22 protein-coding genes and 2 pseudogenes are annotated in these 26,646 nt (G+C 71.6%); 15 read left to right on the top strand and 9 right to left on the bottom strand.

The features are described from left to right. Positions 1–27 precede the first annotated feature (27 nt). Entirely contained in the window at positions 28–612 is a 585-nt protein-coding gene (locus CA983_RS15240) for an Rv1733c family protein (protein ID WP_086601439.1), read from the bottom strand. 261 nt (positions 613–873) lie between these two features. Between CA983_RS15240 and CA983_RS15235 the strand changes: the two genes are divergently transcribed. From CA983_RS15235 to CA983_RS15220, 4 genes are all read left to right on the top strand, one after another. Further along, positions 874–1,971 (top strand): beta propeller repeat protein, encoded by a 1,098-nt coding sequence (locus CA983_RS15235; protein ID WP_086601438.1) that lies wholly within the window; start codon positions 874–876, stop codon positions 1,969–1,971. Between the two features lie 111 nt (positions 1,972–2,082). Next, entirely contained in the window at positions 2,083–2,760 is a 678-nt protein-coding gene (locus CA983_RS15230; RefSeq protein ID WP_086601437.1) for a uracil-DNA glycosylase, read from the top strand. 29 nt (positions 2,761–2,789) lie between these two features. After that, positions 2,790–3,770: an N-acetylglucosamine kinase gene (locus tag CA983_RS15225; protein WP_086601442.1), complete on the top strand. Its 981-nt coding sequence runs from the start codon at positions 2,790–2,792 to the stop codon at positions 3,768–3,770. 126 nt (positions 3,771–3,896) lie between these two features. After that, positions 3,897–4,820: a sirohydrochlorin chelatase gene (locus CA983_RS15220; protein ID WP_086601436.1), complete on the top strand. Its 924-nt coding sequence runs from the start codon at positions 3,897–3,899 to the stop codon at positions 4,818–4,820. Between the two features lie 83 nt (positions 4,821–4,903). Here CA983_RS15220 and CA983_RS15215 read toward each other — a convergent pair whose 3' ends face one another. Both CA983_RS15215 and CA983_RS15210 read right to left on the bottom strand, forming a co-directional pair. Continuing rightward, the gene (locus tag CA983_RS15215; protein WP_086601435.1) at positions 4,904–5,932 is read right to left on the bottom strand and encodes a lactonase family protein; all 1,029 of its coding nucleotides are present in this window, start codon (positions 5,930–5,932) and stop codon (positions 4,904–4,906) included. 203 nt (positions 5,933–6,135) lie between these two features. Then, entirely contained in the window at positions 6,136–7,626 is a 1,491-nt protein-coding gene (locus CA983_RS15210; RefSeq protein WP_086601441.1) for an FUSC family protein, read from the bottom strand. Between the two features lie 196 nt (positions 7,627–7,822). Here CA983_RS15210 and CA983_RS15205 point away from each other — a divergent pair, with 196 nt between their 5' ends. From CA983_RS15205 to CA983_RS15190, 4 genes are all read left to right on the top strand, one after another. Further along, a complete protein-coding gene (locus tag CA983_RS15205) occupies positions 7,823–8,299 on the top strand; it encodes an Lrp/AsnC family transcriptional regulator (protein ID WP_086601434.1) in 477 nt (158 codons plus the stop codon). A 43-nt stretch (positions 8,300–8,342) separates the two neighbouring features. Then, on the top strand, positions 8,343–9,038 hold the full coding sequence (locus CA983_RS15200; RefSeq protein ID WP_086601433.1) for an HAD family hydrolase: 696 nt from the start codon (positions 8,343–8,345) through the stop codon (positions 9,036–9,038). Between the two features lie 158 nt (positions 9,039–9,196). Next, positions 9,197–12,037, top strand: coding sequence for a beta-L-arabinofuranosidase domain-containing protein (locus CA983_RS15195; RefSeq protein WP_086601432.1), 2,841 nt, complete (start codon positions 9,197–9,199; stop codon positions 12,035–12,037). 142 nt (positions 12,038–12,179) lie between these two features. Next, positions 12,180–12,944 (top strand): DUF4142 domain-containing protein, encoded by a 765-nt coding sequence (locus tag CA983_RS15190; RefSeq protein WP_086601431.1) that lies wholly within the window; start codon positions 12,180–12,182, stop codon positions 12,942–12,944. Between the two features lie 102 nt (positions 12,945–13,046). Here CA983_RS15190 and CA983_RS15185 read toward each other — a convergent pair whose 3' ends face one another. Continuing rightward, positions 13,047–13,835 carry a LysR family transcriptional regulator substrate-binding protein gene (locus tag CA983_RS15185; protein ID WP_086601430.1) on the bottom strand — a complete coding sequence of 263 codons (789 nt, stop codon included), beginning with the start codon at positions 13,833–13,835 and terminating at the stop codon, positions 13,047–13,049. Between the two features lie 357 nt (positions 13,836–14,192). Here CA983_RS15185 and CA983_RS15180 point away from each other — a divergent pair, with 357 nt between their 5' ends. The 6 genes from CA983_RS15180 to CA983_RS15155 all read left to right on the top strand — a co-directional run bounded on the left by CA983_RS15180 (position 14,193) and on the right by CA983_RS15155 (position 20,183). Continuing rightward, the gene (locus CA983_RS15180; protein ID WP_086601429.1) at positions 14,193–14,585 is read left to right on the top strand and encodes a DUF5997 family protein; all 393 of its coding nucleotides are present in this window, start codon (positions 14,193–14,195) and stop codon (positions 14,583–14,585) included. 197 nt (positions 14,586–14,782) lie between these two features. Next, positions 14,783–16,132, top strand: a complete 1,350-nt coding sequence (locus CA983_RS15175; RefSeq protein WP_086601428.1) for an ABC transporter substrate-binding protein — start codon at positions 14,783–14,785, stop codon at positions 16,130–16,132. Further along, complete coding sequence (locus tag CA983_RS15170; RefSeq protein WP_086601427.1) at positions 16,129–17,058, top strand: carbohydrate ABC transporter permease; 930 nt, start codon at positions 16,129–16,131, stop codon at positions 17,056–17,058. The genes CA983_RS15175 and CA983_RS15170 overlap by 4 nt, the downstream gene beginning before the upstream one ends. Next, on the top strand, positions 17,055–17,999 hold the full coding sequence (locus tag CA983_RS15165; protein WP_086601426.1) for a carbohydrate ABC transporter permease: 945 nt from the start codon (positions 17,055–17,057) through the stop codon (positions 17,997–17,999). The genes CA983_RS15170 and CA983_RS15165 overlap by 4 nt, the downstream gene beginning before the upstream one ends. Positions 18,000–18,027: 28 nt before the next feature. Continuing rightward, a complete protein-coding gene (locus CA983_RS15160; RefSeq protein WP_086601425.1) occupies positions 18,028–18,936 on the top strand; it encodes a 5-dehydro-4-deoxyglucarate dehydratase in 909 nt (302 codons plus the stop codon). Continuing rightward, entirely contained in the window at positions 18,933–20,183 is a 1,251-nt protein-coding gene (locus CA983_RS15155; protein WP_086601424.1) for a glucarate dehydratase family protein, read from the top strand. Before CA983_RS15160 ends, CA983_RS15155 begins: the two co-directional genes overlap by 4 nt. Positions 20,184–20,232: 49 nt before the next feature. Here CA983_RS15155 and CA983_RS47870 read toward each other — a convergent pair. Together CA983_RS47870 and CA983_RS15150 are read right to left on the bottom strand one after the other, a co-directional pair. Continuing rightward, a pseudogene (locus tag CA983_RS47870) lies at positions 20,233–20,691 on the bottom strand (peptidoglycan-binding protein); the annotation flags it as partial. Continuing rightward, positions 20,689–21,450, bottom strand: a pseudogene (locus tag CA983_RS15150) (DUF6519 domain-containing protein); the annotation flags it as partial. The pseudogenes CA983_RS47870 and CA983_RS15150, both read right to left, overlap by 3 nt. Before the next feature lie 324 nt (positions 21,451–21,774). Here CA983_RS15150 and CA983_RS15145 point away from each other — a divergent pair. Next, positions 21,775–22,263, top strand: coding sequence for a hypothetical protein (locus CA983_RS15145; protein ID WP_086601440.1), 489 nt, complete (start codon positions 21,775–21,777; stop codon positions 22,261–22,263). Here CA983_RS15145 and CA983_RS47865 read toward each other — a convergent pair. From CA983_RS47865 to CA983_RS15130, 3 genes are all read right to left on the bottom strand, one after another. Beyond that, positions 22,229–22,531, bottom strand: coding sequence for a hypothetical protein (locus tag CA983_RS47865; protein ID WP_244206897.1), 303 nt, complete (start codon positions 22,529–22,531; stop codon positions 22,229–22,231). The two genes, CA983_RS15145 and CA983_RS47865, sit on opposite strands and share 35 nt — an antisense overlap. Before the next feature lie 534 nt (positions 22,532–23,065). Beyond that, positions 23,066–24,367, bottom strand: a complete 1,302-nt coding sequence (locus CA983_RS15135; protein WP_086601423.1) for an RICIN domain-containing protein — start codon at positions 24,365–24,367, stop codon at positions 23,066–23,068. 100 nt (positions 24,368–24,467) lie between these two features. Further along, a complete protein-coding gene (locus CA983_RS15130; protein WP_086601422.1) occupies positions 24,468–25,898 on the bottom strand; it encodes an endo-1,4-beta-xylanase in 1,431 nt (476 codons plus the stop codon). Positions 25,899–26,646 lie beyond the last annotated feature (748 nt).

Here is a 26,646-nt window from a genome sequence, read left to right as displayed (position 1 = left end):
CCACCGGACTGCGACCACCCTCTCCGGTCACCCCGTCGTGCGCCCCCACATCGGGCCGAAGCGGGACCACTCGGCGTCCCACTGGTCCATGCGGCGGCGTTCCAGGCGGCGGCGTACCGCGCGGCCGGCGGCGAGGGGTGCGAGCGCCGCGCAGACGCCCGCCACGCCGCCGATCAGCAAGGCGCGTACGCGGGCCTGGGACTCGGTGACGGGGCGGGTCACCTGGCGGCCCTCACGGTCTGTCCACACAGTGATCGGCGAACCGGCCTGGCTGCCCGCCAGGACCCGCACCTGGCCCGACTGCGGGGAACCGTCCGCGGCGGCCCACTGCGCCTCCGCCCAGACGTGCTCGGCACGGGAGACGTCGCCGTTCTCGGAGGCCGTGCCGGGAGCCCGCTCGGCGAGCCGGGCCACGAGGGGGCGCCATTCGACGCGTTCGCGGGCCAGCCCGTCCTCGACGGACCGGCTCACCGTCAGACCGGCGAGCGCCCCGACGAACACGGTGAGCATCCACACGCCCAGCACGACCCAGGCCTCCACCCTGTCGGCGCGCCGTTTGAGCGGATTGCGCCGCCAGCGCCACAGCCACACCTTCGGACCACTTAACGCCATCGAAGGCTCCTCCTCACGAGCGCATGACCATCCCGCCGCCCTCCCCATACGGAAGAGGGCCGCTGGATGCTCACTGCACGTACCCACGAGAGGGCGCCGCGGTCCGTGGCGGCGTCTTCGCGGATGCGGGCGACAGACGCCCGCACGCGGCGCCGACACGGCGCTGACCTGCGGCGGAGCCCGCTCCGAGGGTGACTGTCAGTGGTGGGGTGCAGACTGGCCCGTGTCTGAGACGAGGGCGTCGACGACGACGCCGCGGAGGTGATCGGCATGACCGAGGTACTGCTCGCCGTGGGCACGCGCAAAGGCCTGTTCATCGGGCGCCGGCGGGACGGTGGCGCCTGGGAGTTCGACGAGAGCCCCTACTTCAATGCGCAGGCCGTGTACTCGGTCGCCATCGACACCCGCACCGCGACCCCGCGGCTGCTGGCCGGCGGCGACAGCGCGCACTGGGGCCCGTCCGTGTTCCACTCCGACGACCTCGGCCGGACCTGGACGGAACCGGCCCGGCCGGCCGTCAAGTTCCCCCAGGACACGGGGGCGTCCCTGGAGCGGGTGTGGCAGCTGCACCCGGCCGCCGCCGAGCCGGGCGTGGTGTACGCGGGCACGGAACCGGCCGCGCTGTACCGCTCGGAGGACCGCGGGGAGACGTTCGAGCTCGTCCGGCCCCTGTGGGAGCACCCCACGCGGTCGAAGTGGGTGCCGGGCGGTGGCGGTGAGGGCCTGCACACCGTGCTCACCGACGCGCGCGACCCCAAGGCGGTGACGGTCGCCGTCTCCACCGCCGGCGTGTTCCGCACGCTGGACGGCGGCGCGACCTGGGCGCCCTCCAACTCGGGCGTCTCCGCGGTGTTCCTGCCCGACCCCAACCCGGAGTTCGGTCAGTGCGTGCACAAAGTGACGCGGGACGCGGCGAACCCGGACCGGCTCTACCTCCAGAACCACTGGGGTGTCTACCGCAGCGACGACGCGGGTGCGCACTGGACGGACATCGGCGAGGGCCTGCCGTCCACGTTCGGCTTCGCGGCGGCCGCGCATCCGCACAGAGGCGACACCGCTTACGTGTTCCCGATCAACGCCGACGCCGACCGGGTCCCGGCCGACCGCCGGTGCCGGGTCTACCGGACGGCGGACGCGGGCAAGAGCTGGGAGCCGCTCTCGGCAGGGCTGCCCCAGGAGGACCACTACGGCACGGTGCTGCGCGACGCGATGTGCACGGACGACGCGGATCCGGCGGGCGTCTACTTCGGCAACCGCAACGGCGAGGTGTTCGCCTCTGCGGACGACGGCGACAGCTGGCGGCAGCTCGCCGCGCATCTGCCGGACGTGCTGTGCGTGCGGGCCGCGATCGTCGGCTGAGGCGGGGACCAGGCGGGGGATGAGGGGAGGCGCGAGGCAAGGGATGAGCTTACGAGCGGCCCTTGGCCACCGGTTGATCGCCGCTGCCCGTACGGCAGTAGGGTGACGCCCGTGGCACCACGACCCTTGCATGAAATCGTCGAAGCGGGCTGGGCGAAGGCCCTGGAACCGGTGGCCGAACGCGTCGCCGCGATGGGGGACTTCCTCCGCGCGGAGATCGCCGCGGGACGCACCTACCTCCCGGCCGGGCCGAACGTGTTGCGGGCCTTCCAGCAGCCCTTCGACGACGTACGGGTCCTGATCGTCGGTCAGGACCCGTATCCGACACCGGGGCACGCGGTGGGGCTGTCGTTCTCGGTCGCGCCCGAGGTGCGGCCGCTGCCCGGCAGCCTCATCAACATCTTCCGCGAGCTGAACGCCGATCTGGGACTGCCGCAGCCGTCCAGCGGTGACCTCACGCCGTGGACGCGGCAGGGCGTGCTGCTGCTCAACAGGGCGCTCACCACCGCCCCGCGCAAGCCCGGCGCCCATCGGGGCAAGGGCTGGGAGGAGGTCACCGAGCAGGCGATCCGGGCCCTGACGGCGCGCGGCAAGCCCCTGGTGTCCATCCTGTGGGGCCGTGACGCCCGCAACCTGCGCCCGCTGCTCGGCGACCTGCCCTCCGTGGAATCCGCCCACCCCTCCCCCATGTCGGCGGACCGGGGCTTCTTCGGGTCCCGCCCGTTCAGCCGGGCCAACGACCTGCTGATCCGCCAGGGCGGCCAACCGGTGGACTGGCGCCTGCCGTGACCGGGGCGTCGGAAGGCCCGGCGTCGGAAATCCCGGCGTCGGAAGGCTCCGGTTTTCTCGCCGTGGACTCCGGCGGGTCCGGACTCCGGGTGGTGGTGGGAACCGCCGAGCGCGGACCGCTCGCCAGTCGGGCGTCGGACGAGCCGGTGCGCACGGGCGACCGGGGCATCGATCCCGAGGACTTCATGGCGCGGCTCGTGCCCCTGGTGCGTGCCTTGACCGCCGAGGCCGGTCCTGTGCGGCTGACCGCCGCCGTCGTCGGCGCGGCCGGGCTGGCCTCCCTCGGTGCCGGGCTGCGCGCCGAACTGCCGGGCGCCCTGGCCCGGGAGTTCGGCATCCGGAGGGTCGCGCTGGCCGCCGACGCGGTGACCGCGTACGTGGGTGCCCTCGGGCCCCGGCCCGGTGCCGTGATCGCAGGTGGTACGGGACTGATCGCGATCGGCACCGACCTGGCGGGCTGGCGTCGGGCGGACGGCTGGGGGCATCTGCTCGGCGACTGCGGCGGCGGTGCCTGGATCGGGAGGGCCGGGCTGGAGGCCGCGCTGCGGGCCCACGACGGGCGGGAGGGCGGCTCGGCCCGGCTGCTGGCCTGCGCCGAGGACGTGTTCGGGCCCGTGGCCGGGCTGCCCGGCCAGCTGTACCCGCGGCCGGACCGCGCCGCCGTCCTCGCCTCGTTCGCGCCCCGGGTGGCCGACTGCGCGGAGGAGGACCCCGTGGCGGCGGGCATCCTGCGCGCGGCCGCCCGGCACATGGCCGGCTCCGCGGCGGCCGTGTGCCCCGGCGGTGAGTCGCGCGTCGCCGTCACCGGCGGCCTGTTCAAGATCGGCGATCCGCTCCTCGCACCCCTCGACGAGGAACTGGTGAAGCGGCTCCCGCAGGCGCGGCGGGTGCCGGCCGAGGGCGATCCGCTGCACGGCTCGGTACGCATGGCGGCCGAGCTGAGCACCGGTCCGCTCACCCTGCCGGGTGACGAGACCATGCTGAGCGTGACCACCCGGTCGGGTGATTGATCCGATCACGCACCGTCCGCACGTCATTCAATCCGTACGTAACTCATCAGACAAAACGGGACGGATACCGCTCACCTGCACCCTCCCCGAACAGGGGAGCCCAAGAAGCCAGTAACATGCGGCGCCATGAGTTCCCCCACTGGACCCGAGTCCGGCCTCCCAGTACGAATGCCGCGACCCCGCCAGCCCGGACGGCACCGCCGTCCGGAGCCGCTGGTGGCTCCCGAGGGCGCGCCCGCGCTCGTCCTCGCCGTGCCGGGCACGCCCAGTAGCGCCACCCGCAGCCTCGCCGAAGAGGTCGTGAGCATCGCCCGCTCCGAGCTGCCCGGCCTCGACGCCCGCATCGGGTACCTCGACGGGGACAACGCGGAGTTCCCCACGCTCCAGGCCGTGCTCACGTACACCGCCGAGGAGCGCACCGCCCGCTTCGAGCAGGCGCGTGCCGCCGGCATGGACGTCAGGGAGCCCGACGGGCCCGTCGCCGTCGTCGTGCCGCTGCTCGCCGGCCCGGACAGCGCGCTGCTGCGCCGGGTCCGCCAGGCCGTCATGGAGAGCCGGATCGCCGCCGAGCTGACCGATGTCCTCGGTCCGCACCCGCTGCTCGCCGAGGCGCTGCACGTGCGGCTCTCCGAGGCCGGTCTGGCCCGCGCGGACCGCGCCCGGCTGTTCACCGTGGCGACCGCCGCCGACGGCATCATCCTGGCCTCCGTGGGCGGGGGCGAGGCCGTGCAGGCGGCCGGGATCACCGGCATGCTGCTCGCCGCGCGCCTCGCGGTGCCGGTGATGGCGGCAGCCCTGGACCAGGAGGGCTCCATCGCGTCCGTCGCCGAGCAGCTGCGCTCCTCGGGTTCGCAGCAGCTGGCCCTCGCGCCGTATCTGATCGGCCCGGAGATCGAGCCGGGGCTGGTGGAGGAGGCCGCGAAGGAGGCGGAGTGCTCCGCTGCGGAGTCGCTCGGGCCGTACCCGGCGATCGGGAAGCTGGCGCTGGCCAAGTACACGACGGCGTTGGGCATCGCGCCGCAGCAGGCTCAGGGCACGCCGGTTCGCTGACGTCCCCTGGCACGACTGAGAAGACCCGCCCCCGGTCGGGGGGCGGGCCTTCGTCGTCGGGGCGGCGAGCCCCCGCATCCCCGTCAGCCGAGGATCACGCACGACGCCGCCGTCACTCCGATCGAGCCGGCGCGTCGCGGAATGCCCGTGCGCGGGTCGGTGGCGAACCAGGTCACGTCGCCCGAGCGTTCGTTGGCGACGTAGAGGGAGCCGTCGGACGCGGTGAGGGCGCGGGGCCAGTGGCCGCCGCACGGCACCGTGGTGATCAGCCGCAGTTGCTCGCCCTCGACGGCGAGCACGGACAGGACGTCCTCGCCGCGGGTGGCGGTCCACACGAAGCGGCCGTCGGGCGAGGTGGCGATGCCCGAGGGGTAGGCGTCGCCCGCCGGTGCGCCGGGCAGGACCGGGGTTTCGGTCAGCGGTGTCAGCACGCCCTCGGCCCCGTCCCAGCGGCAGACGGTGACGGAGGGGGTGAGTTCGTTGACGACGTACGCGTACGACCCTCCCGGGTGGAAGGCGAGGTGGCGCGGGCCCGAGCCGGGCCGCAGGGCGGTCTCCTTGTGCAGGGCGAGGGCGCCGTCCGTCAGTGTGCAGACCCGCACGGAGTCGGTGCCGAGGTCGACGCCGACGACCCAGCGGCCGCTCGGGTCGGGCTGCACCTGGTGGGCGTGCGGCCCCTGCTGGCGCGGGGTGTGCGGGCCCGAGCCGGTGTGCTGGAGCACGTGGGCGGCGGACCGGGCGACGGTGCCGTCCGGGCGGAGGGGGATCGCGGTGACGCTGCCGGAGCCGTAGTTGGCGGTCAGGACGTGTCCGGCGAACAGGCTGAGGTGGGTCGGCCCGCTCCCGCCGACCGGCACGGGCGGCCCGGCCGGCTCGGGCCTGTCCCCGTCCACGCGGTACGCGGCCACCGCGCCCTCGGCCGTCTCACTGACCGCGTACAGCGTGTGCGTGTCGGGGCACAGGGCCAGGTAGGCGGGGTGGGGGACGGCGTCGACGCTGCTCAGGGCGGTCAACGCGCCGCTGTCGGCATCGACGGCCGCCGTCACGATCCCGGGGCCGCCGGCCGCCGTGAACGACCCGATGTACGCCCGCCGCCTGCCGCCGTCCGCCACTGCTGTCCCCTCTCGTCCCTCACTCGTCCTCGACCGTCCGTTGTCACCGCGCAGCCGATCATGCGCGGTCTAGACCAGACGGTCAAGGGCTGAGCCGGGCCCGCTCGCGTCCGGCGTCCGGCGAGCGGCGAGCGGCGAGTCAACGGGATACGCAGCGGCCGAGCGAGCCCGGCAAGGGCTCCCCCTCAAGCGCCGTACATCGTTCACGCCCCGACCAGCGGCGAACCCGAGGGCGTGCGCAGGGGTCGGGCCAGTTCCGCCAGGGCCCGTTCCAGGCCGTGCAGGTGAGCCAGGGCGGGTTCCGTCGCGGCGGAGTCGTCCGTCTGGACCGAGACGTCTCCGCCGTCGGTGAGCGCCTCGACCGCGGCCTGGACGCGATAGCAGGCGGCGGCCAGGCGGGCGTCGTGGGAGGCCTCCGGGTCGGCGGCGACGGCGACCAGGCCCCGGATCTCCCGGGCGCAGTCGTCGAGGAGGGCGAGCACGTGCCGGGCGCGTCGCTTGCGGCCGAGCATCGGGTTCAGCGGGTGCACCAGCGGCGCGACCGAGAGCCGCACCCGGGCGAGCAGCTGCTCCAGTTCCGCCACTCGTGGGGCCGGGTCGGCGTCGGCCGCGCCCGCCAGGCGCCGGGCGGTCTCGGCGGTGCAGGCGTGGACACAGCGCAGGGCCCGCTGGATCCAGGCGTCGGTGACGCTGTGGGTGGTGACGGGCAGGAGCAGGATCACGGCCAGTGCGGCACCGAGCGCTCCGACGCCGGTCTCGGCGAGCCGCAGGGCCAGCAGGCCGGGGCCGAGCACGCCGAGGAGGCCGTAGAGCAGCCCGGCGAGGAGGGTCACCCAGAGCATCATCCAGGTGTAGGACACGGCAGCCGTGTAGAAGATGCCGAAGACGCAGGCGGCGGCGAGGACGGCCGTGACGGTCGGGTCACCGTGCACCGGCATGGCGACGAGCAGGCCGAGGGCGATGCCGATGACCGTGCCGAGGAGGCGCCGGAAGCCACGGACCAGGGTCTCGCCGCGCGAGGTGGTGTTGACGAAGATCCACCAGGTGGCGCCGACGGCCCAGTACCAGCGCTGCCCGGACACCAGCTGGCCCACGACGAGGGCGAACCCCGCGCCGGCGGTGGCCTGGATCGCCTGGCGTGTGGTCACCCGGGCCAGCCCGCTGCCGCCCGGCGGGGCGGGCACGACGGCCGGGGGAAGGCGCCGCTCGTAGCACCACAACCCGAAGCGCACCGCGGCGGCGGCGAGGACGGACAGCAGGACGGCGGCGTACAGCTCGGGGAGCTGGTCCGTGGTGGCGTGCAGGAACTGGGCCACGAAGAAGGTCATGAACGCGAACACGCCGAGGCTGTGCCCGCGCGGGCCCCAGCGGCGCGCGTACACGCCCGCGCCGACCACGGCGAGGAAGGTGAGGTCCCGGGCCACCGGGTGGTCGTGCAGTCCGGCCGCGGCGGTGAGCACGGGCAGTCCGACGGCGGGCAGCAGGGCCGTGGTGACCGCCTGGCCGCGCACGGTGGCGTCGGTGACGGTGAACAGGGCGAGCAGGGCGGCGAGACCGCCGGTGACGGCCCCCGTGAGGGAGTGTCCGGCGAGGCCGCACACGGCGACCGCGAGCGCGATGCCGAGCACGGCTCGCGTGGCGAACCGCAACCGCGTCCGCCCCGGATCCGGAGCCACGAACACCCTCTTCAGCACCACTTACCGCCCCCTTCGGAACGCCGGATGAGCAAGCATGAGAAAGGCGCCGCGGGGTCCGCAGCGCCATCGACGCCTCCATATCAGCATCCCGGACGCCACTGGCTCAACAGGCTCCTTCTAGACTGGGCCATTGGTACAGCCGGAGCGGCCGGAGAGCGGCCGTGGCAGGGCCAACGGACGAGGAGGGCGCCGCATGGCCGTGGACGAGCTCGACACCCGCATCCTGCGGCTGCTGCTGGAGCAGCCGCGCACGAGCGTGCGCGAGTACGCCCGCCTCCTCGGCGTCGCCCGGGGCACGTTGCAGGCCCGGCTCGACCGCCTGGAGCGCGACGGCGTGATCACCGGCACGGCACCGGCCCTCTCCCCCGCCGCGCTCGGGCACCCGGTGCTCGCGTTCGTGCACATCGAGGTCACCCAGGGCCATCTCGACGAGGTGGGCGACGCGCTGGCGGCGGTGCCCGAGATCGTCGAGGCGTTCTCCATCACGGGCGGCGGGGATCTGCTCACCCGGGTCGTGGCGCGGGACAACGCGCATCTGGAGGATGTCGTCCAGAAGCTGATCAGCCTGCCCGGGGTCGTCCGCACCCGCACCGAGATCGCCCTGCGCGAGCGCGTCCCTCACCGGCTGCTGCCGCTGGTGGAGTCGATCGGCCGCGCGGCCCGGGCCTGACCCACCTCGGCCTGTGGATCATGGTCTTTGACATGCTGGAACCATGAGCAATCTCGGCGGCATATCGGTCATCTTCGATCTCGACGGCACGCTCGTGGACAGCGAGCCGAACTACTACGAGGCGGGCCGGCAGACCCTGGCCGAGCACGGCGTTCCCGACTTCAGCTGGACGGACCACGAGCGGTACGTCGGCATCAGCACGCGGGAGACGGTCGCGGACTGGATCCAGCGGTACGGCCTGCGGGCCTCGGTGGAAGAGCTGTTCACCGCCAAGAACCGCCGCTATCTGGAACTGGCGCGCAGTTCCACGCGCGCGTACCCGGAAATGCGCAAGTTCGTCGACCTGTTGGCGGCCGAGGGCGTGCCCATGGCCGTGGCCTCGGGCTCCTCGCCCGAGGCCATCGAGGCGGTCCTGACGGGCACGGGACTGGACGCCCACCTGCGGACCGTCATCTCGGCGGACGAGGTTCCGCACGGCAAGCCGGCCCCCGACGTCTTCCTGGAGGCGGCTCGCCGGCTCGGGGCGAACCCGGCGGCCTGCGTGGTGCTGGAGGACGCCGCCCCGGGCGCCGCGGCCGCGCACGCGGCGGGGATGCGCTGCATCGCCCTCCCATATGTCGCCGCCCAGGCCGACGCACCGGAGTTCGCCACCGCGGGTCTGCTTCTGCGGGGCGGGCAGGAGGAGTTCACCGCGCAGGCGGCATTCGACTGGCTGGTGCGCTCGGCAGCCCATTCCTGACCCACCTCTGAACCCACCTTCCCGGAGGGACCTTTCTTCAACTCACCCTTCCCGCCCCGTTGACGCTCCCCCATCACCTCCCTATCGTCTGGTCGATCACTCGCACAGCGTTCGATATATCGAATACTTTGAGTCCGTGGACCCGTGGAGGAGCACACATGGCACGGCCCCTCTCAAGACGAGCCCTTCTCCAGGCCGCGACCCTCGCCGCGGCTGTACCCGCGATATCCGAGGCGGCATCAGGCCGGGCCGGTGCGGACTCGGCGTCCGCCGCGTTCGCCGCCTCCGCTGCGACCGCCGCCGGCACCCCGTCCGCCTGGACCGTACGGCCGTTCGGCCTGGAGGACGTCGCCCTCGGCCGGGGCGTCTTCGCCGACAAGCGGCAGCTGATGCTGGACCACGCCCGCGGCTACGACGTGAACCGGCTGCTCCAGGTGTTCCGCGCCAACGCCGGTCTCGCCACGGGCGGCGCGGTCGCCCCCGGCGGCTGGGAGGGGCTGGACGGCGAGGCCAACGGCAACCTGCGGGGCCACTACACCGGCCACTTCCTGACCATGCTGGCGCAGGCGTACCGCGGCACGAAGGAGCGGGTGTTCGCCGACCGGATCGGCACCATGGTCGGGGCGCTGACCGAGGTGCGCGCGGCGCTGCGGCGGGACCCGGCGGTGCTCAGCGTCGCCGGCAAGTACGGGACCGCCGCGGATCAGGTGCGCGGCTCCTACCAGTACGTGGATCTGCCGGCGGGCGTGCTCGGCGGGGCCCCGGCCATCACCCTCTCCGCCTGGGTGCGGCCCACGCACGACGCGAACTGGACCCGCGTCTTCGACTTCGGCAACGACACCACCCGTTACCTGTATCTGGGCGCCCGCAACCAGGCCGGAGTGCCGCGCTTCGCCATCACCACGTCGGGCCCCGGCGGCGAGCAGGCCCTCGACGGCACGGCCGCGCTGCCGCTGGACCAGTGGAGCCACCTGGCCGTCACGATCGCGGACGGCACCGGCACGCTCTACGTCAACGGCACCGCCGTGGCCCGGAACACCGCGATGAGCCTCAGCCCGGCGGCCCTCGGCACGCTCAAGAACAACTGGCTCGGCCGCTCGAACTACTCCGCCGACCCGGTCTTCGCCGGCGCCTTCGAGGAGTTCAACGTCTTCTCGCGGGCGCTGACCGCCTCCGAGATCACCGAGTTGCAGAGCCGCCGGGCCGCCGACGCCTCGACGGGCCGGGGCGACCTGGCGTCGTACGCATTCGACGAGACGACGGGCGGAACCTTCGCGGACGCCTCCGGCCGGGGCCTGACCGCCACCCTGCGCCGCACCTGGGGCGGGCCCAGCCACCCCGGGTTCCTCGCGGCGTACCCGGAGACGCAGTTCATCGAACTGGAGTCGAGGACGACCCCCGACTACACCAAGGTGTGGGCGCCGTACTACACCGCGCACAAGATCCTCAGGGGTCTGCTCGACGCGTACACCGCCACGGACGACGACCGGGCCCTCGACCTCGCGTCCGGCATGTGCGACTGGATGTACTCGCGGCTGTCCAAGCTGCCGGAGTCCACGCTCCAGCGCATGTGGGGGATTTTCTCCAGCGGCGAGTTCGGCGGCATCGTCGAGGCGATCTGCGACCTGCACACGATCACCGGCAAGGCCGAACACCTCGCGCTGGCCAAGCTGTTCGACCTCGACCGGCTGATCGACGCCTGCGCGGCGAACACCGACATCCTCGACGGGCTGCACGCCAACCAGCACATCCCGATCTTCACCGGGTACGTGCGGCTCTACGACGAGACGGGCGAGGAGCGCTACCTCACGTCGGCGAAGAACTTCTGGGACATGGTCGTCCCGCACCGCATGTACGGCATCGGCGGCACCAGCACCCAGGAGTTCTGGAAGGCCCGGGACGTGATCGCGGGCACGATCGGCGCGACCACCGCGGAGACCTGCTGCGCGTACAACATGCTCAAGCTGAGCCGGACCCTGTTCTTCCACGATCAGGACCCGAAGTACATGGACTACTACGAGCGGGCCCTGTACAACCAGGTGCTCGGTTCGAAGCAAGACAAGCCGGACGCGGAGAAGCCACTCGTCACGTACTTCATCGGGCTGACGCCCGGTCACGTCCGGGACTACACGCCCAAGCAGGGCACGACCTGCTGCGAGGGCACGGGCATGGAGAGCGCCACGAAGTACCAGGACTCGGTGTACTTCGCGAAGTCCGACGGCAGCGCCCTGTACGTCAATCTGTACAGCCCGTCCACGCTGACCTGGGCCGAGAAGGGTGTCACGGTCACGCAGACCACCCGCTACCCGCAGGAGCAGGGCAGCACCCTGACCTTCGGTGGCGGCCGGGCCTCCTTCACGCTGCGGCTGCGGGTGCCGTCGTGGGCGACCGCCGGGTTCCGGGTGACCGTCAATGGGCGTGCGGCATCCGGGACTCCGAAGCCCGGGAGCTACTTCGACATGTCCCGGACCTGGCGGGCCGGTGACACCGTCCGCATCGCCATGCCGTTCCGGACCCGGGTGGAGAAGGCCCTCGACGACCCGTCGCTGCAAACCCTTTTCCACGGCCCGGTCAACCTGGTCGCCCGTGACGCCGCGACGGAGTACCTGAAGGTCGGGCTGTACGGCCGTGCCGGACTGTCCGGTGATCTGTCGCACTCCCTCACGCCGGTGCCGGGCAAACCGCTGCACTTCACGCTGGACGGGAGGGAGTGGGCGCCGTTCGCCGAGGGGACGGAGGATCCGACGCACGCCTACTTCCGGCGCTCGGAGCCGAAGGTCGCCTTCGGCGGCCGGGACTCGGGCGTCGCCAACCCGGCGAAGCCGGACGGCACCACGCTGCTGGACGAGGTCTGGGCGGGGGCGCCGTTCCGGAACAAGGGTGCGCTGGTGGCGCGGGTGCGGTCCACGGTGGACGCGTGGGTGACGGCCGGGCTGCTGAGCAGGGCGGACGGCGACAAGGTGGTGAGCACGGCGGGCGCGGCCTCGTACCAGCCCTGAGCCCTTCCGGCCGGGTCCGGTGCCGTTCCCCTTCCGGCACCGGACCCGGCCGGTTCACAAAATTTTTTGCGGCAGCGGTGATTGTTTCGCCTCTGCCATCCGTACCTCCTGGCGTTGGGCCGTTCATATCCCAGGAGGCACGATGCGCATCTCGCGCAGCACGGCAGGAACCGCGTTCGTGAGCGGTGCGTTGATCCTTACGCTCACCGCGCTCGCCTACCCGAGCATGCTGGGCGTGGAGAACGCGGCTTCCGGCCAGGACCGCATCATCGCCAACACTCAGTGGGGTCCGCTGACCGAGGCGGACCGCGACTTCGTGGTCCGCGTACGCGCGGCCGGCCTGTGGGAGTACCCGCTGGGGCAACTGGTGCTGCAGCGGGGGACGACTCCGGCGATGAAGGAGGCCGGTGAGCATCTGCTCGTGGGTCACGGCCGGCTCGACGCGGCCTGCCGCAAGATCTCCACTGACCTGGGCATCACCCTGCCCAACGAGGCGTCTCCGCAGCAGCAGCAGTTCGTGGCGACGGCGGAAGGCACCTCCGGCAAGGAGTTCGACTCCACGGCCGTGACCATCATGCGCGTCGCGCACGGGGGGATCTTCCCGACGGTCGCCAAGATCCGGGCGACCACCCGGAACAGCCTCGTGCGGGAACTCGCCGACCAGACCAACGACACCGTGCTCGACCACATCTCGGTCCTGGAGAAGACCGGTCTGGTCAACCACGAGCAGGTCAGCTTCCAGATCACCGCCCCGGCCAAGCTGCCCCAGGAGCAGACGACGCCGCCGCCTCCGCAGGCGGGGGCGCCGGTCCGGGTGCTGCCGGTCCCCGAAGACCTCAAGGATCTGCAGACGGTCGCTCCCAATCCGTCCTACGGGGCGCCCTCCCCCTCCCCGTCGGCCGGCTGAGCCCGCAACGAGTTCGGAGGCCGCGCTCCGGCGGCGGACCCCGCGGCCAGGAACGGCGATGGCGGACCCCGCGGCCAGGAACGGCGGCGGCGGATCCCGCGGTCAGGAACGGCGGCGGGGTTTGCCCTGCCTGTCGCCCTTGGAGCCGCCGCGGCTGCTCCGGCCGCCCGACTGCCCGCTCTTGCCGGCGCGCTTCGCACCCGCCGACTTTCCGGGCACCGGCTTTCGCCGGGCGCCGCCCCGGCCGGCACCCGTGGGCTTCTCCTGCGCCGGGGGCTGTGTGCGACCCCGGGTGCTGTTGACCGTGCGGCCGCGGACGATGCCGATGAAGTCCTCCACCTGGTCCGTCGTCGCGGCCTCGTGCCAGGCCAGGGCCACGCTCGACTCGGGGGCGTCCTTGAGGGGACGGTGCGTGAGGTCCTTGCGGTGGTGGAGGCGGGCGAGCGACAGGGGGACGATCAGCACGCCGATCCCCGCCGCGACCAGTTCGACGGCGTCGGCCGTCGTGGCGGGGCGTTCGAAGGCGGGCCGCCCGGGGAGGTTCTCCCAGTCGAGGACGTCGTCGAGGGGGTGCAGCACGATGTCGTCGGACAGGTCCTCCGGGGACACCTCGTCGACGGCAGTGACCAGATGGTCCTGGGGGACCACGACGACCGTCTGCTCGGTGTAGAGGGGGATCGCGCTGAGGACCGTCCGGTCGACGGGGAGGCGTACGAGGCCCGCGTCGGCGCCCCCCTCCAGCAGCCGCCCGGCCGCTGCTCCGGCGGGCACCTGCGTCAGGGCCAGCGGGAGGTCGGGGTGCCGCTCGTTCCAGACGCGCACCCACTTGTCGGGCATCACCCCGGGGACGTACACGAGCCGGAACGATGAGGATTCTTCCGAGCCTGTCACCCGGCCAGATTACCGGCCGTGGCCGACGGTCGTGGTCAGCGGCCGTGGCCGACGGTCGTAGTCGGCGGCCGTGGCCGACGGTCGTGGCCGACGGTCGTAGTCGGCGGCCGTGGCCGACGGTCGTGGCCGACGGTCGTAGTCGGCGGCCGTGGCCGACGGTCGTGGCCGACGGTCGTAGTCGGCGGCCGTGGCCGACGGTCGTGGTCAGCGGCCGTGGCCGACGGTCGTAGTCGGCGGCCGTGGCCGACGGTCGTGGCCGACGGTCGTAGTCGGCGGCCGTGGCCGACGGTCGTGGTCAGCGGCCGTGGCCGACGGTCGTGGTCAGCGGTCGCGCACACGCTCGATACCCTGGACGGCATGACGTCGCACCAGAGCACCCAGACCATGAAGCCCGCGACCGCGGCGAAGAAGCTGGGTGTGTACCTCGAGGCCACCCCCGCCGAGTTCCGGGAGAGTGTCGTCTCGCGCTCCGAGCTGAACCAGCTCCAGGCGAACCCGCCGCAGTGGCTTCAGGACCTGCGGAGCAACGGCCCGCACCCCCGCCCGGCGGTCGCGGCGAAGCTCGGCGTCTCCATCGCGGGTCTCGCCCGCGGCGGCGTCACCGAGCCCCTCACCACCGAGCAGATCGAGACGCTCAAGCAGGAGAACCCCGAGTGGCTCGAGCGGGAGCGCGCCACCCAGGCGGAGGTCCGCAAGGAGGCGGACCGCATCAAGAAGAAGAACGCCGAGCGCGCCGAACGCCGCGACTGACCTCGCACCTTCTCTCAGACGGCCCCAACCGGTCCCTCCGGTTGGGGCCGCTGTCGTTCTGCGGGCCCTCCCGGGGTCTCGTGTGACCTCGGTGGAATATTTCAGCCATGTATTGACATGGTGATGAAACGATCCGTAGCTTGGCCGATCATTTAGATTCGTGAAGTTGGTTCACGGATATGAACGGAGAACCATCCATGCGGGATCGCCGAGGCTGTATCGATCTGCGGCTCCGCCGCGGGCACCGCCTGGCTGCCACCCTCGCCGTCTCGGGTCTCCTGTTCGGAACAGCCGCCTGCGGCTCCGGTTCCGGCAGCGCCCGGGCCGGCGATCCGAACACGCTGGAGGTGTGGACCCGGAGCGATCCGGAGTCCGCCCAGACCTACGAGCGGGTGTTCGCCGCCTTCACCAAGAAGACCGGCATCAAGATCGACTATCAGCCGGTCATGAACTTCGACCAGCAGTTGCAGAGCCGCGCGTCCACCAAGGACCTGCCGGACGTCATGATCAACGACACGGCCCTGATGGGCAGTTACCAGGCCCAGGGCCTGCTCAAGCCCATCACCCCGGCCTCGATCGCCGGACACGGCGAGATCACCGCCAAGTCCTGGTCGTCCACCGTGGGCCGCGACGGCAGGCACTACGGCATCCCGTACTCCCGCCAGGCCATGACGCTGTTCGTCCGCAAGGACTGGCGCGAGAAGCTCGGCCTGCCGCAGCCGAAGACCTGGCAGGACACCCTCGCCCTCGCCAAGGCCTTCGCCACCCGCGACCCGGACGGCGACGGCAGGAAGGACACGTACGGCATGGTCGTGCCCGGCAGCGCGCAGAACGGCTATGTCGCCTGGTGGGGCGCCAGCTGGCTGTGGCAGGGCGGCGTGCGGATCATCGAGAAGGACGGCACGGGATACCGGCCCGCCATGGACTCGGCGGCCGCCCTGCGCACCGTCACCTGGATGAAGGACAACCTCTTCTGCGGTGACAACGGTGTCATCCAGCCCAGCGCCCTCACCTCCGTCACCGCGAACACGACCAACTTCCAGGACGGCAACGCCGGGATGTACCTCACCGGCCCGTACAACATCTCCACGTTCGACAAGGCGCTCGGCAAAGGCAAGTACGAGGTCCTGCCCGCCCCCGCGGGCCCGGCCGGGAACGACGTGCTGGCCGACGGCGAGAACATCTACTTCGGTGCCAGGACCGGGAAGGGGAAGCAGGAGCAGGCGCTCGCCGCGTTCCTGATCTCCCCCGAGGGCCAGACGCTCGCCATGACCGGCGACCACCAGCCCGTCGTACGGATCCCCGTCAACTCCACGCTGGACGCGGCGAAGGTGCGGGGCGACGCGCGCTGGAGCGTCGTGCAGAAGGCGTACGAGGACGACTCACTGCAGTTCCCCAACGCACCGGACTGGGCCCCGATCAAGCAGGACACGGCCGATTCCCTCAACGCCCTGTTCACGTACTGCGGCAGTGACGTCAAGGCCGGTCTCAAGGAACTCAACGACACCCTCGCCGGTGACCTCAAGGACCAGGACCTGTTGAAATGACCGCGACCGTGACGACACCCGGGCCGCGCAGAGCCCGGCTCCTCAGCAAGAAGACCGTACTCGGCAAGAAGGCCGTCCTGCCCTGGCTGTTCCTCGCGCCGGGTCTGCTGCTCGCCCTGGTCTTCAAGTTCCTCCCCATGGGCAAGGGCGTCTGGCTCAGCTTCTTCGACGTGCGGCCCTTCCTCGGTGACCAGTGGGTCGGCCTCGACAACTACACGCGGGTCCTGACCGACCACCGCTTCCAGGACGCCATCGGCCACACGCTGGTCCTGGGCATCGGGATGTCCCTCGGCGGCATCGTCGCCGGCTTCGTCCTGGCCCTGCTGCTCGAAGGCCAGGCCCGCTCACTGAAGATCATCCGTACCGCCGTCTTCCTGCCCGTCGTCACCGCCACCGCGGTGGTGGGCGAGATGTGGCGGCTGATGTACTACCCGACCTCCGACGGCCTGATCAACAGCGGTCTCGGACTCCTCGGTCTGGGGCCCGTGCCCTACCTCGACAACCCCGGCACGGCGCTGTGGGCGACGATGGCCATGGGCGTCTGGATGCTCGCCCCCTACAACATGGTGATCATCCTCGCCGGACTGGCGGGTGTGGACCGCTCGCTGTACGAGGCCGCCGCGATGGACGGGGTGTCGCTGTGGCAGCGGCTGCGGCACATCACCCTGCCCGCGATCCGCCCGGCCCTCGGCATCGTCCTCACCCTCGCCGCGATCCGCGGACTGCGCGTCTTCACCGAGGTGTACGTCCTCACCGGCGGCGGCCCAGCCGGCTCCACCGACGTCTGGATGACCCGCGCCTACACCCTCGGCTTCTCCCGCAACGACATCGGCGGCGCCTCTGCCGCCTCCGTGCTCCTGCTCTGCGTGACGCTGCTGCTCACCGTCACGGTCAACTACTTTCGCAAGAGGGGAGACGTGAGATGAGCGCCCCCGCCATCGAGCCCGTCCGGACCCCGGTGACCGYCTCCCCCGCGCGGAAGTCCGCCGGGAAGCGGCGCACCACCCCCGCCCGTTTCGACACCGCCCTCGGCTGGAGCGACCGGCCGGGCCCCGCCTGGGCGCTGCGCGTCCTGCTCTGCGCGCTCGCCCTGGGCGTCTTCGCGGCGCCGTTCCTGACGGTCTTCTCCGGTTCCTTCAGCGAGAAGGCCAGCGGTTCGACCCTGTCGTTCCTCCCCCACCACCCGACCCTGCTGAACTTCCAGGTGGCCGGCGAGCGCGGCATCTGGGACTACTTCGGCAACTCCCTGGTCATCGCGGGCGGCGGACTGCTGCTCCAGCTCGTCGTCTGCACGCTCGCGGCGTACGCGCTGGCCCGGCACAAGTTCCGTGGGCAGGCGCTGATCCTGACCCTGTTCATGCTGACGATGATGCTCCCCGAGGAGGTCATCGCCATCCCGCTGTCGCTGGTCCTCGGCCATGTGCCCGTGGTCGGCCTCGATCTGAAGGGGACCGTCTGGGGCGTGATCCTGCCGCTCGGCGCCTGGGGCTTCTCGGTGATGGTGCTCACCGAGTTCATGAAGGACATCCCCGCCGAGATCGAGGAGGCCGCCCGTATCGACGGCGTCGGTGAGCTGCGGATGCTGTGGCAGGTCGTCCTGCCGCTGTGCAAGCCCGCGCTCGGCGTGGCCGGGGTGCTCGGGTTCATCATGATCTGGGACCAGTACCTGCTGCCCCTGATCGCCGCCAAGGACCCCACCGACTACACGGTCACCGTCGCCCTGTCCATCCTGCGCACCGACCCCGAGGTGGGCTCGGGGGTGGTGCTGGCCGGTGCGGTGATCGCCCTGGTCCCGAGCCTGATCGTCTATCTGCTCCTCCAGCGCTCGCTGGTCACCGGCATCGCCGCCGGTGCCACGAAGGGCTGACCACCCAACCCCCACGTATGAGGGAGACATGAAGTTCCACGGAGTGCTGTTCTTCCCGGTCACGCCGTTCGCGGCGGACGGTTCTCTGGACGAGGAACGGCTCGCCCAGCACATCGAGTCGGGTGTCGCCGCGGGCGCGGGAGGTGTGTTCGTCGCCTGCGGCACGGGCGAGTTCCACGCCCTGTCGGCCGATGAGATCGAGCGGGCCACGAGGGTCGCGGTGCGGACGACCGCCGGGCGGGTGCCGGTCTTCGCGGCGGCCGGCGGTCCCCCGCCGGTCGCCCGGGACCAGGCCGCCCGGGTCGAACGCGCCGGCGCCGACGGCATCCTGCTGCTGCCGCCCTACCTCGTCAGCGCCCCGCAACAGGGCCTGGTGCGCTACGTCCGGGAGGTCACCGCGGCCACCGGGCTGCCCGTCGTCTTCTACCAGCGAGGCACCGCCCGGCTCACCGGGGAGACGGCCGCCGAGATCGCCGCCCTGCCCGGGGTCGTCGGACTCAAGGACGGCATCGGGGACATCGAACGGATGCACCGCGTCGTCCGCGCGGTGCGTGCCGTGCCGGGCACGGAGGACTTCCAGTTCTTCAACGGCCTGCCCACCGCCGAGATGACCGCGCCCGCCTACCAGGGCATCGGCGTCGAGCTGTACTCCTCGGCGGTGTTCGCCTTCGCCCCGGAGATCGCCCTGGCCTTCCACCGGGCCCTCGCCGAGGACGACGAGGCCCTCGTCTCCCGGCTCCTCGACGAGTTCTACGGCCCTCTGGTCGCCCTGCGCGACGAGGTCCCCGGGTACGCCGTGTCGCTCGTCAAGGCCGGAGTCACGCTGCGCGGCCTGGACGTCGGCGGCGTGCGGGCTCCGCTGCTGGATCCGGCACCGGAGCACATCGCCCGGCTGTCCGAACTCATCGACCGTGGTCTGGAGGTGGTCGGCGCATGAGCCAGACGCGTATCCGGGAGCTGATCGTCACCCCGATCGCCTTCGGCGACCCGCCGCTGCTCAACTCCAACGGCGTGCACGAGCCGCTCGCCCTGCGGATCATCCTCCAACTCGTCTTGGAGGACGGCACGGTGGGCCTCGGCGAGTCCCCGGGCGGCACCACCCGCCTGGAGCGACTTCAGGCCGCGGCGAAGGTGGTGGTCGGCATGGACGTCTTCGACACCACCGCCGTCGCCGCCGCGATCGACGCGGCCCTGCTGCCGACCGTGCCCAGCTCCCACGAGCGCGGCTGGACCACCTCGGCGGTGGAGGTGGCCTGCCTCGACGCGCAGGGCAAGCTGCTCGGCCGTCCGGTCAGCGATCTGCTGGGTGGCAGGGTCCGCGACGCCGTGCCGTTCGCGGCGTACCTCTTCTACAAGTGGGCCGAGCACCCGGCGCTCGACGGCCGTCCGGCCATCACCGACGACTGGGGCGAGGCCCTCGACCCGGCCGGGATCGTGGAGCAGGCCCGGCTGATGCAGGAGCGGTACGGCTTCAGGTCGTTCAAGCTCAAAGGCGGGGTGTTTCCGCCCGACGAGGAGATCGCCGCGATCCGGGCGCTGGCGGAGGCCTTCCCCGGGCAGCCGCTGCGGCTGGACCCGAACGTGGCGTGGACGGTCGAGACCTCGAAGTACGTCGCCCGTGAACTGGACGGTGTGCTGGAGTACTTGGAGGACCCGACCAAGGGCATCCCCGGAATGGCGGAGGTGGCGAAGGAGTCGCCCCTGCCGCTCGCGACCAACATGTGCGTGATCGCCTGGGAGCATCTGAAGCCGGCCGTCGAGCGACACGCCATCCAGGTCCTGCTCACCGACCACCACTACTGGGGCGGGCTGCGCCGCACCCGGGAACTGGCCGCCGTGTGCGAGGCGTTCGGGCTCGCCCTGTCGATGCACTCCAACTCGCACCTGGGCATCAGCCTCGCCGCGATGACGCATGTCGCCGCGGCCATCCCCAACCTCGACCACTCCTGCGACACGCACTATCCGTGGAACTCGGCGGACGACGTGATCGTCCCCGGTGTGCTGGAGCTACGCGACGGGGAGGTCCGGGTGCCGACCGGGCCGGGGCTGGGGGTCGAGCTCGACCACGACAAGCTGGAGCGGCTGCACCGGCGTTACGTCGACTCCGGGATGCGCGGCCGCGACGACACCGGCTACATGCGGCGGATCCAGCCGGAGTACGAGCTGCGGCTGCCCCGCTGGTGACGGGCGTGCGCCCCTCCGCGCGGAGGGGCGCACCCGGCCACTTGGACTTCGGCACCTTCAGCCGGTCCCAGGTGAGCTTGCCGGGGATGCCGTCGGCGGTCCTTGCCGGAGAAGCCCTGTTTCTGCTGCCAGAGCGCGTAGGACCGGCGGTCGGCCTCGCTCCAGTCGGGGCTCGGCCCCTCCTCGTAGCGGCTGCACCCTCGGCGACCAGGCGGCGGCCCATCGCCGTGATGATCGGGGAGCGCTGCCCGATGTGGAAGAACGCGGCGCCCGGGAACGGCTCGTAGGACGGCTTGGGGGCCGGCTTCGGGTCGGGGGCCGGCTTGCTGCCGCCACCGCCGCCCCTGAGCCGCTGGGCTATGCGCTTGCGCATGCCGTCCATGGTGAAGCCGCGCGGGTCGACCTTGCCCGGCTGCCGCTCCTTGTGGCCGATGACGGAGCGCTCCGACCAGCCGTGGTGACGGCAGATCGCCGCTGACACCTTCTCGATGGCCTCCTTCTGCGCCTCGGCGGCCAGTTCCTCGCGGCGGGCCTGCTCCTCGGCGGCGAGCGTCGCCTCGTCCGCGGGCGGCATGCTGCTCGCCAGCGGGCCGAACGCCAGGCACAGGTCGACGGCGCTGCCCTCGCCCTTGATCAGGGCCAGCGGGGCGAAGTGCCGGGCGATGCCGGCCGGGCCCTGGAGCAGCGGGCGGCGGGCCGCGTCCACCGGCCACTCGACGCCGCCGGTGGCGGTGCGGGCGGGCACGATCCAGTGGTCGCCGGTGCGGTAGGTGCCGCCCTTGGCGAAGTACACCTCGACTCCGTCCTCCAGCGGCAGCCACTCCCCCTCCGTGACGGGGACCGCGCCGCCGCGCAGGGCGGTGCTGCGGCCCTTGCGCTTCGGGCCGCCGCGGTGGTCCCAGCGGCGCAGGTACGGGTTCAGGTGCGCGAGCCGTCCGACGCCCGGGGCGGGTTCGGCGGACAGGCGGACGCGGCGGCCGGGCAGGTCCAGCTCCTCGACCCGCAGCAGCGGCAGGGGCTCCCGGCGGGAAGCGTAGGCGGTGTCGACGAACTCCACGTGGTCGCCGACGTCCAGGTCCGGCTTGTCGTCGTGGCCGAGGGACGCCAACTCCACTCAGCTGCCGTCGAGTTCGTCGACGGGGAAGACGACGGAGCCGTTCTCGCGGGACCACTTGAAGGTGGCGTCCTTCGCCTCGCCTCCCTCGTGGACCTCCACCCGGTACAGCTGGTTCTCCGGGCCGCGGTAGCGGGCGTCCGGCTTGACCCGCATTTCCGGCACCGGCGCCTCATCCGCCCGCCGCACTCCCCGGCTCCTCCCCCAGTCGTCCATCTCTCGATGGCCGGTTCCAAGGGGGCGGCATGGACGCGCACGGAGTTGATCGATGCCTTACGGGATCCACCTTCGATTGCCCCCTTTCGACCGGGACATGCCCGACCCAAACGCCAGACCGCGCCACCCCTTCCAGCGCGTAGAAATATCTACGAGCATGGCCACTGCCGGACCGGCACGCGGAGCCCGAGGCCCCGCGGGTCACCGGCCCGTGTCCAGCGTGCGCCCGTCGGGGCGCGACCGACTGTGCCTGGGGTGGCCATGCAGAGCGTGATGTGGAAGCAAGCCGTCGAGTGGCTCGCGGCGGCCGCCCGGGACCCTCAGGAGTGCAAGCGGGAGTGGGACTACGGCACGGGGACGGCGCTCGTGGAGGCGGGGCGGTACTGGGACGTGCTCAGCGTCCCCGACCGGCTCGGGCTGCTCGCCCTGGACTGCCTGTGGCGCGACCCCTTGAAGGTGCCCGGCCCCACCCTGGTGGACTGCACGGCACGCAGAGTGGGTTTCTTCCTGCCACCCGACCCCGTCAGCGAGTGGGTCGGTTCCGGTGTCCGGCACGTCGGCCGGGGCTCCTGGGTCGCCGTGCCGCCGCCGTACCGGCCCGCCGGGCGCCTGGAGTGGCTCGTTCCGCCGGACGGCACGGGCAGCCTGCACGCCCCGGGCACGCTCGAGTCGGCCCTGCGAGAGGCCACCGAGGCCCTCGCAGTGCTGGCGCCGGTCAGCGCGGAGCACGCGGTGGCTGACTGCTGGTGAGGCGCGTGCCGTCGGGGGCGGCCGTCCCCGGGTGCCGGCCGGCGGCCCACGTGGTCAGGGCGGCCCAGGTCTCGCTCGCGGAGGGTGCCGCGAAGGAGACCCACTGGCCGTCACGGTGCTCCGGGACCTCGTGCCCCCTGGCCTGCCATTCGGCGACGAGCGCCGCGTAGATGGGCGGATGACCCCCGTATCCGCTGGTGAGTTCGGCATACGACCGGGGAGCGGCGTCGTTCCCGAGAGGGCGCCGCGCCGTCTCAGTGCTGTCCATGCCCGGGCAACGCGACGCGGCCCACCGGTGGTACGCGAGCCGGGCCCCGTCCGTCGGGTCGAGTGAACGCATCACCCGTACGGCGGCACGCGGTCACCGGACAAACATCCGGTCTGGCGGTCGCCCGTTCAGGGCGGGGGCGTTCCCGGGCCCTGCGCACTCTGGGGGCTCCTGCGCGGAGTGACCGAGCGCACGCGCGGCGCCGTCGAGGCCGAGCGGGCCGGCCCGGTCTCCAGGGTGGCCCGCCGACCATCTCCTGGAGGACGCCTCCGAGATCGCCGCCACCATCGCCCTCGTTCAGCAACCCCGCGGCCGTGGCGGCCCGCGCGGCCGTGAACCGGGCGGGCGATACCTCCCTCCGCGAGGGCGTGTTGTTCGAACGCCACTTCTCCCACGGCCTCTTCGCTCGCCAGCCATGACCAGTCCGAAGGCGTGGGAGCTCTCCCGAAAGGCCTGACCGTCCTTCAAGCCGGGACAGACGTCGACGGAGTGGAGCCAGGATCATCCTGGCTCCACTCCGTGGTGCGGGACGTGTCACTGGAACTGTGCGAAGAACCTCCAGATCTCTGCTTTGGTCCAGGTGGTGACGCCGCTTTCGCCGGAGGAGCCGTCGACCGGACCGGGTATGTGGCCTCCGTCGAACGCGGCCCATTGGACCGGGTATCCGGCACGGCAGCCCGAGTAGGTGGTGGTGATGTGCGTTCGGCTGCCCGGCGCGGGCTCGCGCGGGCTCTGGGGGGTGCAGCCGTTGTTGCGGACGAATGTGTCGCGCAGGGACCGTCCTTGCCCGATGTTGAGGACGTTGTCGCTGATGCCGTGGATTCCGAAGTAGGCGATGGGCTGGGTGCCGCCGCTGCACCCGCTGATCTGAGCGCCGGAGATGACCGCGACGGCCCTGAAGACGTTCGCCCGGCTACATGCGAGTGCGTAGCTCATGCCGCCGCCCCAGCTGAATCCCGTGGCGAAACGCTGTGCCGGGTTGACACAGAGGCCGCTCTCGATTCGCCGGATCATGTCATCGACGAAGGTGACGTCCTCACCGCCCGAGTTGGCCCAGCCGTTGCCGAGGCCCTGGGGGGCGACGAGGATCGCGCTGTCGTTCGACTGTTCCTGTTGGCCGTAGTAGGACCAGGCGTTCCCGCTCGTGCCGCCCGAGGCGACGTCGCCGGCGGTTCCGCCCCGCCAGTGGAACGCGAAGATCAGCCGGTAGCGGTGGGTGTTGTCGTAGTTGGCGGGAACCCTGAGGATGAAGCTGCGGCTCTTGCCGCCGCTCTGGATCGTGTGCGTACCGCTCGCCAGAGTCGGGGCGCTGCCGCATCCGCCGCCGCCACCGGACGACAGCTTCACCATCTGCCATTGCTGGTTGGCGCCGCCCCAGTCGGAGTACTGGACGACATTGCCGCCGTCGGCGGTGGAGGCGCCCTGCACCTCCACCGCCTTGCCGCTGGTGCGGTTGATCAGCCGGACGTGGCCCGCGTCGGAGTCGGCCAGGCGGAACTGCTGGTTGGCCCCGTTGTGGTCGGCCCACTGCTGGATCGCGGCACCGTCCGCGGTCGAGGCTCCGGCCACGTCGAGAACCTTGCCCGAATGCCGGGCCTTGAGGCGGTAGAAGCCGCCGCCGGAGTCCACGAACTGCCACTGCTGGTTGGCTCCGTCGCTGCGCGTCCACTGGCTGACCCGCGCACCGTCGGCGGTGGACGTGCCGGAGACGTCCAGCGCCTTGCCGCTGTTGCGATTGACCAGGACGTACCAGGCATTGGTGTCCACCGTCGCCGCCTCGGCGGGCGCCGGATGCACCACGGCGAGCATGCCGATCGCGAGGGTCGCGGCCACCACGGCGGCGACCCGGGACCACCAGCGATGTCTGCGCGGAGGGGCGGGGGAAGCCGCACCGTAGGTCTTCACCGACTCACCCTTTCGTCTGTGGCAGGTCCCATCAGGTTCGGGTCCAGCGCTGGTTGCTCCCGTTCGAGCAGGAGTAGAGCTGGATCAGGGTGCCGTTGGCGGTGCCGCCTGCGACGGCGTCGAGGCAGAGGCCGGACTGGACGCCGACGATGGATCCGTCGGAGTTGAGGCGCCATTTCTGGTTGTCGCCGCCCCAGCAGCCGTAGATCTGGACTTTGGTGCCGTTGCCGGTGCCGGCGGCGTCCAGGCACTTGTTGCCGTAGACCCTGAGCTCGCCGGCGGCGGTGTACGTCCACTGCTGGTTGGTGCCGTTGTGGCAGTCCCACAGGTTGAGCTGGGTGCCGTCGGTGGTACTGGTGCCGGGCACGTCCAGGCAGCGGCCCGAACCGACGCCCTTGATCTGTCCGGAACCCGTAGGGGGCGTGGTGGAGCCGCCGTTGAGTGCGTTGAGGACGGCGGTGTAGGCGGGCTTCTTGCTGCCATCGCCGTTGAACAGCAGCGGTGTGTGCTGCGGTCGCCAGGAGTCGGTGTCGCGCACGCCCCAGACGGTGATGCCCAGACAGCGCGGGACGGCCAGGCAGTCGTTGGTCACGTTTGCGTAGGTCGTGGCCGAGGCGCCCTGGATGTCGAGTTCGGTGATGGCCACGTCGACGCCGAGGGCGGCGAAGCTCTGCAGGGTGGTGCGGAAGTTGCTGTTGTAGGGGCTGTCGTTGTTGAAATGCGCCTGGAAGCCGACGCAGTCGATCGGCACGCCGCGCTGCTTGAAGTCCCGGACCATGGCGTACATGGCCTGGGTTTTGGCCCAGGTCCAGTTCTCGACGTTGTAGTCGTTGTAGCAGAGCTTGGCGGCCGGGTCGGCGGCGCGCGCGGTGCGGAAGGCGACCTCGATCCAGTCGTTGCCGGTGCGCTGCAGGTTGGAGTCGCGCCGGGCTCCCGAACTGCCGTCGGCGAAGGCCTCGTTCACGACGTCCCACTGGGCGATCTTGCCCTTGTAGTGGCCCATCACGCCGTTGATGTGGTTGATCATCGCCTGCCGCAGTGTGCTGCCGCTGAGGCTCTGCATCCAGGCGGGCTGCTGGGAGTGCCAGGCCAGGGTGTGGCCGCGCACCTGCTTGCCGTTCTGCACCGCCCAGTTGTAGACACGGTCACCGGCGGTGAAGTTGAACTGGCCCCGCTGCGGTTCGGTGGCGTCGATCTTCATCTCGTTCTCGGCCGTCACCGAGTTGAACTCACGGCCGGCGATCGTCGTGTACGCCGAGTCGCCCAGCCTGCCCGAGGCGATCGCGGTGCCGAAGTAGCGGCCGCTCTGCGCCGCCGCGGCGCCGAGCGTGTTCTCGGCGGCGTGTGCGGTCGGCGGAGCGACCAGTGCGGTGACCACACCGAGGACGCCGACGACCAGCGCCAACAGCAGGCCGCGGATCTTCCGTCGGACAACGGGTCTGGGAAGGGCATACGAGCCCATGACTGTGCCTCCAAGGTAGACATCACGGAAGGACTGAAGCGCAGGGGAATGCGTCGTCCGCTCCCACTCGTCAGACGGACGGGGCGGGCCGGAACCCGGGCAGCACGGAATCACCGGACACCGCGATCATGGGACCGGGACGGTCTCAACCGGCACGGACGGCAGCCGGTCGGTCGTCGGGGGACGTACGGCGTGCGGCGGCGGTGTTTCGACACAGGCATGGGGGCACTCCATCGCGGCTCAGCCGGGGGACCGCCACGCGGCGTCGCGTAACTCTCCAACTGCACGAAGAGCCAGGATGCGCTGGTGCGAACCTCACCGGAACGTGACGGGGTGGCGCAGGTGCTTTGGTGCGCGGAGCTGTCATGGAGCCGACCCAGTTCGACATCTCGAACTAGGTCCGGCTTCTCAGACAGGGATGATTGAGGCGTTGACGATGGATCGTCAATACTCCCTGCAGAAGAAGTTTCGGTTTATCGCTCGAAACATTCGAACTCCGCGAGTCGACCGGGAGCCGAAGCCGGGACAAGTGTGCAGACGCCGCTCGTTCGACTTCTCTCCTCGCGGACGCCTTGGACTGGCGGGCAGGGGAGGCGCTGTTTGTGGACAGATCGGCGACAGGCCTTGACCAAAGGGCCTCACATTCCTAGCTTGTGGCGTCAAAGCTTCCGGGAATTCTTCGAAACGTTTCGAGATCGTCCCCGCCCCCGGCAGTCCGCTCCGCGGTTCATCTGGGTCACCTCACCCC

It is taken from the genome of Streptomyces swartbergensis (genome assembly GCF_002148965.1).
Taxonomy (GTDB): Bacteria; Actinomycetota; Actinomycetes; order Streptomycetales; family Streptomycetaceae; genus Streptomyces; species Streptomyces swartbergensis.
This window is presented reverse-complemented; position numbering and strand designations above follow the sequence as displayed.

Excerpts from the sequence above, each read along its gene's own strand:
- CA983_RS15240 (WP_086601439.1), bottom strand. The coding sequence starts at position 612 with ATGGCGTTAAGTGGTCCGAAGGTGTGGCTGTGGCGCTGGCGGCGCAAT.
- CA983_RS15220 (WP_086601436.1), top strand. The coding sequence starts at position 3,897 with ATGAGTTCCCCCACTGGACCCGAGTCCGGCCTCCCAGTACGAATGCCG.
- CA983_RS15205 (WP_086601434.1), top strand. The coding sequence starts at position 7,823 with ATGGCCGTGGACGAGCTCGACACCCGCATCCTGCGGCTGCTGCTGGAG.
- CA983_RS15200 (WP_086601433.1), top strand. The coding sequence starts at position 8,343 with ATGAGCAATCTCGGCGGCATATCGGTCATCTTCGATCTCGACGGCACG.
- CA983_RS15195 (WP_086601432.1), top strand. The coding sequence starts at position 9,197 with ATGGCACGGCCCCTCTCAAGACGAGCCCTTCTCCAGGCCGCGACCCTC.
- CA983_RS15190 (WP_086601431.1), top strand. The coding sequence starts at position 12,180 with ATGCGCATCTCGCGCAGCACGGCAGGAACCGCGTTCGTGAGCGGTGCG.
- CA983_RS15180 (WP_086601429.1), top strand. The coding sequence starts at position 14,193 with ATGACGTCGCACCAGAGCACCCAGACCATGAAGCCCGCGACCGCGGCG.
- CA983_RS15175 (WP_086601428.1), top strand. The coding sequence starts at position 14,783 with ATGCGGGATCGCCGAGGCTGTATCGATCTGCGGCTCCGCCGCGGGCAC.
- CA983_RS15170 (WP_086601427.1), top strand. The coding sequence starts at position 16,129 with ATGACCGCGACCGTGACGACACCCGGGCCGCGCAGAGCCCGGCTCCTC.
- CA983_RS15160 (WP_086601425.1), top strand. The coding sequence starts at position 18,028 with ATGAAGTTCCACGGAGTGCTGTTCTTCCCGGTCACGCCGTTCGCGGCG.
- CA983_RS15155 (WP_086601424.1), top strand. The coding sequence starts at position 18,933 with ATGAGCCAGACGCGTATCCGGGAGCTGATCGTCACCCCGATCGCCTTC.
- CA983_RS15145 (WP_086601440.1), top strand. The coding sequence starts at position 21,775 with ATGCAGAGCGTGATGTGGAAGCAAGCCGTCGAGTGGCTCGCGGCGGCC.
- CA983_RS47865 (WP_244206897.1), bottom strand. The coding sequence starts at position 22,531 with ATGGACAGCACTGAGACGGCGCGGCGCCCTCTCGGGAACGACGCCGCT.
- CA983_RS15130 (WP_086601422.1), bottom strand. The coding sequence starts at position 25,898 with ATGGGCTCGTATGCCCTTCCCAGACCCGTTGTCCGACGGAAGATCCGC.